Raw genomic sequence first — 7,493 nt, forward strand, 5'->3', positions numbered from 1 at the left:
TATCCGTTTCCGACCGTATGATGGGGGACGTTGTGACGAGTCGGGATCGCTCCTTGGACATCGCGGTCATCGGTATGGCAGCGCGGCTCCCTGGGCCCCGTGGAATCGACGACTGGTGGGATTCCCAGCTCCGCGGGAGCGTGCACAGCAGGAGATACACGCGGGAGGAGTTGATCGCGGCCGGAGTGCCCGCCGCGTTGGCCACCGACCCCGACTATGTACCCGTACGCGGTCATCTCGACGGCTGGGACCGCTTCGACCACGATTTCTTCCAGATCCGCCGGCGCGAGGCCGAACTGATGGACCCTCAGCACCGCTGGATGCTGGAGGTGGCCTGGAACGCCCTGGAGGACGCTGGGGCTCCGGTCCGGGACGACACGCGGATGACCAGCGTCTACGCGTCCATGACGGGCAGCGAGTACATGCGCGCGATGGTCCGCCGCGGAAGCGTCGATCCGGGCCTGCTCGACGACCTGATCCACGGCAGCGAGCCGGACTTCATGGCGAGCCGCGTGGCCTACAAACTCGGTCTGAACGGACCGGCCTTCGCCGTGCAGACGGCCTGCTCCTCCTCGCTGGTGGGCGTGCATCTGGCGGTGCAGGGGCTGCTCAGCGGAGACTGCGACCAGGCCCTGGTGGTGGGCGCCGGGTTCGGCTACCCCCAGGCAGGTCATCTGCACCAACCGGGCGGCGTGCTGTCCGCCACGGGTGCGTGCCGGCCGTTCGACCGGCGTGCGGACGGGGTGATCGCCGGATCCGGCGCGGGTGCCGTGGTGCTGCGCCGTCTTTCGGACATCACCGAGGACGATCCCGTGCCGTACGGCGTCATCCTGGGCACCGCGATCAACAACGACGGGAACGCGAAGGCCGGGTACTACGCGCCGTCCGCCGCGGGGCAGGAGCGGGTCATCGCCGCGGCGCTGAGCGCGGCCGAGGTCGACGGCGGGTCCATCGGCTATCTGGAGGCCCACGGCACCGGCACCCGGATCGGAGACCCGATCGAGTGGACGGCGGCGGGCGCCGCGCTGCGCAGGGCGGGAGCCCGGCAGGGCAGTGTGGCGGTGGGCGCTTTGAAGGCCAGTATCGGCCACCTGGACGCCGCCGCGGGAGTCGCCGCACTGATCAGAGCCCTGCTCGTGGTGCGCAGCGGGGTGATCCCGCCCGTCGCGGGGTTCACCGCGCGCAACCCCCTGCTGGAGACCGAGGACTGTCCCCTGTATCTGCCCACCGAGGCCGTCCCCTGGACCGGGGAGCGCCCACGGCGTGCCGGGGTGAGCGCGTTCGGGATCGGCGGCACCAACGCGCATGTCGTGATCGAGCAGGCACCGCCGCGCGAGCCGGCCGCCACCGCCGCCACCGCCGCGCCCGCCGCCCCCGCTCCCGCCCCCGTTCCCGGGGCGTGGGCACCGCGCGAGCGCCTGGTGCTCCTGTCCGCGGCGGATCCCCAGGCGCTCGGCCGCGTGGCCGACGGTCTGGTCGCCCACCTCAGGACCCACGACCCGGATCTCGGCGAGGTCTGCGACACGCTGGCGGGCGGCCGCCTGGCCATGGGCGAACGCCTCGCGGTCACCGGCCGGACGAGCGCCGAGGTCGCGGGGCGCCTCGCCGACCGGTCCGGGGTGTCCCGGGGCACCGCGCCGGTGACGGGCCCCGCCCCGGTGGTCTTTCTCTTTCCCGGCGGGGGCACTCAACGCCCGGCGATGGCCGAGCCCTTCACCGCCCTCTCCGGGTTCCGCCAGGCGCTCGACCGGTGCCTCGCGGCTTTCGCCTCCCCGCTCGCGGAGCGGATCCGGCAGGCGCTGTTCGACCCCGCCTTCCCCGCCGCCGAGCTGAACCGGCCAGAACTGGCGCAGCCGGCCCTCTTCGCCGTCGGCCACGCGGCGGCGACCGCACTGCTGGACCTGGGGGTCCGGCCGGCCGCGGTGTGCGGACACAGTTCCGGCGAGATCACCGCGGCCGCTGTCGCCGGAGTCTTCAGCCTGGAGGACGCGGCCGCGTTCATAGCGGCGCGCGGCGCGGCCATGCAGGACTGCCCGAAGGGCGCCATGCTGGCCATCGGGGCGGATGTGAAGCGGGCCCTCGCACTCGCCGAGGAGTGGGGTCTCGGCCTCGACGTGGCCGCGGTCAACGGCCCGGACTCCTGCGTGCTGGGAGGGCCGGTCAAGGAGGTGGAGGAATACCTGCGGCGGATCGGCGACACCTTCTTCGTACGGCGCCTGCGCTACACCCACGCGGGCCACTCCCGGCTGATCGAGCCCGCGCTGCCCGCGCTCACCCACGCGATGGCGCGGATCGAACTCCGGCCGTCGACCCTTCCGATCGCGCTCAATGTGTCCGGTCGGGTCGTCGCGGCCGGTACCTCCCTCCCGCGCGACATGTTCGTCACGCAGGTCCGGCAGTCCGTGCTGTTCGGCGCCGCCCTCGACTCGCTGGCCGAACACCTGCCGGGCGCCCTGGCCGTGGAGATCGGTCCGGGGCGTCCCCTCTCACCGCTGGCGGAGGCCGGCGGTTTCCCCGTAGTCGCCCTGGACCAGGGCAGGGACGCACCGGGGTCGACCGCGCTCGGCGGTGTCGGCGCCCTGTGGACCCTGGGGCAGCCGATCACGCCGGACGGGCTGACGGGCGGTGGCCGCAGGACCAGGCTGCCCGGCTACCCCTTCTCCGGGCCGCGCTCGGTGGCCCCGGAAGCGCTCGCCCCGCCCGCGACGGACCCCAGTCGCTCCCCGGCTCCGGTTCTCGCGCCGTTGCCGGAGCAGCGGAGCGAGGAGCCGGAACCCGAGAGCCAGGCCCCGGTCGACCCGGCAGAGGGAGTGACAAGGCTCTGGGCGGAACTGCTCGGCCGTGACAATGTCCCGGCGGACGCCGACTTCTTCGCCCAGGGCGGCGACTCCCTGCTGATCACCCGGCTCATCCGCAGGGTGAACAGCGAGTTCGACATCCGTGTCCCCGTGCGCGAAATGCTGGCCAAGCGGACACTGAACGGCCATATCGCGGTGGTCCGCCGGATCCAGGACGAGGCGGACGAGCAGGGCTTGCGACGTTGAACGAATTAAACTCCACGAAAACCGAACCGCTCGTACTGATCCATTGCGCAGATCAATCCGCCCTCTTATGATCACACCACCATGTCACGGTCACTCGTGACAGCAAAAACCGCACTTTCGTTCTCGAATCCGGACCGAGTGATAAGCGAACTGACAGCTTTGGGGAGTTTTTCTCATGTCCGGTTTGCAACACATGAAATCCTCTCCGTCCAGACCGATAGACAGTGACGGAGCGATACCGGAGTGGACGGCCTCGGTAACCGGCGAACCACTGCCGGAAGACGCGTTCGTTCCCGCATACGAAGTGGTGGCCCGCCTGGCCGTCGGCCATCCCGCGGCGGTCGCCGTGCGCTGCGGCGACATCGCCGTCACCTACGGTGAGTTGATCTCCTGGTCCCGGCAGTTGTCCCACCGCCTCGCCGCGGCCGGGGTGGGCGCCGGTGACCGGGTCGCCCTCCTCGCCGAGCCCTCCGCCGCGATGATCGCGTCCGTGCTCGGCGTCCTCGGCGCGGGGGCCGCCTATGTGCCCGTCGATCTGGCCCAGCCGGACGCCCGTGTCGCCACAATCCTCCACGATGCGCAGGTGGCAGCCGTCGTGACGACGGCACACACACGGCATCGGGCACCCGGTTCCCACCTGCCCGTCGTGACGGTCTCGAGCGTCCCCGGCGAGGAGCCGGACGCCGCGGCCTCCGGCTCCTTCGCCGCCGCGGTCGGCCCGGCGGATCCGGCGTATCTCATCTACACCTCGGGCAGTACGGGCGAGCCCAAGGGCGTCATCGTCGAGCACCGCAATCTCGCCGCCTCGACCCGGGCCCGCCTCATGGTCTACTCGGGGAACCCGACCTTCCTCCTGATGTCACCGCTGGCCTTCGACTCGTCGGTCGCCGGGATATGGGGGACGCTCCAGGCGGGCGGCTGCCTGATCGTGGCGTCCGCGGACGAACTGCGCGACGCCGATCGGCTGGTCTCCCTCGTCAGCCGCCACCGCGTGACCCGTACGCTGTGCGTGCCCACCCTGTACGGGCTGCTGCTCGACGCCGCCGAACGCGCCGGGACAGCTCCGCTGGCCTCACTGCGGCAGGTGATCGTGGCGGGCGAGGCCCTGCCGCAGCCACTGGTCGACCGGCACTTCGCGGTCCACTCCTCTGCGGCCCACTCCTCCGTGACCGACCTGGTCAACGAGTACGGCCCGACCGAGACCACCGTATGGGCCACCTTCCACCGCTTCACCGGCGTCGAACCGGTCAGCATCGGCGGCCCGGTCCCAGGCGCCCGGCTCTACGTCCTCGACGACGAGCTCCAGCCCGTACCGCCGGGCGCGGAGGGCGAGTTGTTCATCGGCGGCACCGGGGTGACACGCGGCTACTTCGGCCGTCCGGAGGCCACGGCGGCGGTCTTCCTCGACGACCCCTTCGCCGCCGGGCCCGGCGCGCGCATGTACCGGACCGGTGACCTCGTGCGCCGGAACGCGGACCGCCGACTGGACTTCATCGGCCGCAAGGACGACCAGGTCAAGGTCCGCGGCCACCGCGTGGAACTGGGCGCGGTCGAGTCGGCGCTGCGCCCGCTGGAAGGAGTCCAGGAGGCGGTCGTCCTGCCCGACGCGCAGGGAACGGGCCTGATCGGCTTCGTCGCCTCGCGGGAGGGTGCGGACCCGGTCGCGCTGCGCCGTGCCCTCGCGGAGCAGCTGCCCCCCGCGATGGTGCCCGGCGAGCTGCGGGTCCTGCCGGAACTGCCGCGCAACCTCAACGGCAAACTCGACCGCGCACTGCTGCGGACGCTCGCCGCAGAACCGCCCGCCGCCCGCCCGCCGGCCGCGCCCCTCAGCGACGATCCGCTCACCGCCCAGGTGGCCGCCGCCTGGTCGGACGTGCTCGGCGTGGCCACGGTACCGCTGGACGTCAACTTCTTCGATTTCGGCGGCAATTCGCTGGCCATGTTCAAGCTGCAGGACGCGCTGGAGCGGCACTGCGGACTGCGGCCGTCGGTCGTCTCCCTGTTCCAGGAAACCACCGTGACAGCACAGGCCACGCTCATCCACACCAGTCGCGAGCACGGGGAGGACACGGCGCCGGCCTCCTCAGCCGAGGCCGCCCGCAAGGCCCGTACGGCCAGGCTTCGGCAGCAGCGCGCACGGAAGGGGACCCGCCCATGACGTCGTACACCTCGCGCTGGCTGGTGCGCGACACGGCCCGGCCCGAAGCGCGGATACGTCTGGTGTGCTTCGCGCACGCCGGAGGGTCCGCCGCCTTCTACCGCTCCTGGGGTCAGTCGCTGACCGAGGTGGAGGTACACGCCGTCCAGTACCCGGGGCGCGCCGACCGGCTCGACGAGGACCCTCCGCACGACCTCGTCCAGCTCGCCGCCGACATCGCCGACGCGCTCGAACCGCTGGCGGATCTCCCACTCGCCTTCTTCGGCCACAGCCTGGGCGCTCCCGTGGCCCTGGAGACGGCACGCGCGCTGCAGCGCCGGGGCATCCACATCGAGCGCCTGTTCGCTTCGGGCTCCCGTGACGCCCCGCTGCCCACCGGCCTCGTCGCCGAGGAAGACCCCGACCGGCTGCTCGAGGACCTGGTCAGGATGGGCGGCACCGACGCGGAGATGGCGGCGGACCCGATCTTCCAGGAGGTGGTCCTGCCGTATCTGATCGCCGACGGCCGCATGTTCCACCGCTACACCATGGCCCCCGAGCCGTTGCTCAGCTGTCCGGTCACCACCATCGTCGGCGACCAGGACGACGACGCGGACCGCCGCCCATGGAGCGCGTTGAGCACGGTGCCCGTCCAGGAGGTCGGCGTTCCCGGGAACCACTTCTACCTCATCGCCGACCCGCCGTACTCCCTTCTGCGGGAAACCCTCTCCGCCCCGCGCCCCGGCTCCTGCTGAACCCTGATCTTCGGCGCCCAAAGGTCTACCGGCCAACTCAAGTGATCAGGGCCGTGCGCCGGCTGCGCAATGAAGGTGTCGTAGCGACGGAACCCCGTGTCATCGGACCGTGCGAAAGATATCGTCACCGCAGACATCTCGGTCAGCGGCTCATTCAGGATCACCTGCCCAGGCGCCATCCTGACCTGCCGACCGTAGATGTGGGCGGAGCTTTCGGGCTCCGCCCTCGTCATGCGCCGGGACGGGACATCAGACGGCCAGGGCACATTGAGGGCACATGGGTCCGGGCGAGGGCACTGACGTGCCCTCGCCGTCGGGTGTTCGTCGTCGCGGCGTTCAGCCGCGCAGGGGCTGTGCCAGCCGTCCCAGCAGCCCGGCGACGAGCGCCGTCTGGGCGGGCACCGTGTCGGGGTAGATGAACTCGCCCTGGGCGTGGGCACCGTCGCCGACCGCGCCCATGCCGCACAGCACCGGCAGGCCGAGGGCGGCGACGAAGTTGGCGTCGCTGGCGCCGCCGACCGCGGTGTCGGGCAGGTCGCGGCCCTGTGCGCGGGCGACCTCACGGGCGAGGGCGAGGAGCGGGGCAGAGGCGGAGTTCAGGGTCATCGGCGGCCGGTTCCAGTCGCGGACGATGTCGATGGCCACGCGGGGGTCGCTGACCTTGATGGCGTCGAACTCGGCGTCGACACGGTCCTGTTCGGCCTGGCTGGTGACCCGGATGTCGATGCCGGCGGTGGCCTGCCCGGCGACGACGTTGGTGGCGCTGCCGCCCTTGATGAGCCCGGTGTTGATCGTGGTGCCCTTCTCGGGGGCGGCGACGGCGGCGGCGGCGAGGACGAACTCGGACAGGGCGGTGATCGCGCTGGCTCCGTCCTGGGGCGCGAGGCCGGCGTGCGCCTCGACACCGGTGGCGGTGACCTGGAAGATCCCGGAGCCCTTGCGGGCGGTCTTGACCGCGCCGTGCGCGGTGGGCTCCAGGACCAGGGTGACATCGGCCTTCTGCGCGACCTCCTCGACCACGGGACGGGAAGAGAGGGAGCCGATCTCCTCATCGCCGTTGAAGAGGAAGGTGACCGTGGGGAGGGGGGCGCCGCTCTCGCGGGCGAGCTTCAGGGCCCAGATGCCCTGGGCCAAGCCGGTCTTCATGTCGAAGATGCCGGGTCCGCTGAGCTTCTCCCGGCCGTCGCCGTCCGGCTCCGGCTGCTCCCACCTGGCAAGCGTGCCGGTCGGCCATACGGTGTCGTAGTGGCCGACGAGCGCGACGTGCCCCGGGCCGGTGCCGGTGTAGGTCAGGGTCAGGGTGTCTCCGCACTCGCCGCCGGGGTGGCGGTGCTCGTGGTCGGGCTGCCCGAGCCGGTGGACCGTCAGCTCGCGCAGGAGGTCCAGGCCCGCCGCGAGGCCGGGCAGATCATAGCTGCTGGTCTCCTGGCGGACGAGGGTCAGGATGTCGGTGACGATCTCCGCCGAAACATCCTGGGCGCGGGCGGTCAGAGCGGCAACAGGCGATGCGGTCATGATCAGCTTTCTGGTGCGAAGGGGTGGGGGGTGGCTTGGGGA

Annotated in this window: 4 protein-coding genes; 3 read left to right on the top strand and 1 reads right to left on the bottom strand. The window is 71.7% G+C overall.

The annotated features are described in order from the left end of the window. The first annotated feature begins 20 nt into the window (after window positions 1-20). The 3 genes from CCN51_RS16520 (at window position 21) to CCN51_RS16530 (ending at window position 5,936) form a co-directional block, all read left to right on the top strand. Window positions 21-3,044, top strand: coding sequence for a type I polyketide synthase (locus CCN51_RS16520; RefSeq protein ID WP_063647650.1), 3,024 nt, complete (start codon window positions 21-23; stop codon window positions 3,042-3,044). A 307-nt stretch (window positions 3,045-3,351) separates the two neighbouring features. After that, the gene (locus tag CCN51_RS16525) at window positions 3,352-5,202 is read left to right on the top strand and encodes a non-ribosomal peptide synthetase (RefSeq protein ID WP_202948303.1); all 1,851 of its coding nucleotides are present in this window, start codon (window positions 3,352-3,354) and stop codon (window positions 5,200-5,202) included. After that, window positions 5,199-5,936: a thioesterase II family protein gene (locus CCN51_RS16530; RefSeq protein ID WP_014178633.1), complete on the top strand. Its 738-nt coding sequence runs from the start codon at window positions 5,199-5,201 to the stop codon at window positions 5,934-5,936. The genes CCN51_RS16525 and CCN51_RS16530 overlap by 4 nt, the downstream gene beginning before the upstream one ends. A gap of 336 nt (window positions 5,937-6,272) precedes the next feature. On the opposite strand, the gene CCN51_RS16535 is transcribed toward CCN51_RS16530, so the two are convergent. Next, on the bottom strand, window positions 6,273-7,451 hold the full coding sequence (locus CCN51_RS16535; RefSeq protein ID WP_014178632.1) for a M20 family metallopeptidase: 1,179 nt from the start codon (window positions 7,449-7,451) through the stop codon (window positions 6,273-6,275). Window positions 7,452-7,493 lie beyond the last annotated feature (42 nt).

This window comes from Streptomyces milbemycinicus (assembly GCF_002154605.1).
GTDB classification, from domain to species: domain Bacteria; phylum Actinomycetota; class Actinomycetes; order Streptomycetales; family Streptomycetaceae; genus Streptomyces; species Streptomyces milbemycinicus.

Bases quoted from the DNA above. Each gene is read 5' to 3' on its own strand.
- CCN51_RS16535 (WP_014178632.1), bottom strand. From the start codon at position 7,451: ATGACCGCATCGCCTGTTGCCGCTCTGACCGCCCGCGCCCAGGATGTT.
- CCN51_RS16520 (WP_063647650.1), top strand. From the start codon at position 21: ATGGGGGACGTTGTGACGAGTCGGGATCGCTCCTTGGACATCGCGGTC.
- CCN51_RS16530 (WP_014178633.1), top strand. From the start codon at position 5,199: ATGACGTCGTACACCTCGCGCTGGCTGGTGCGCGACACGGCCCGGCCC.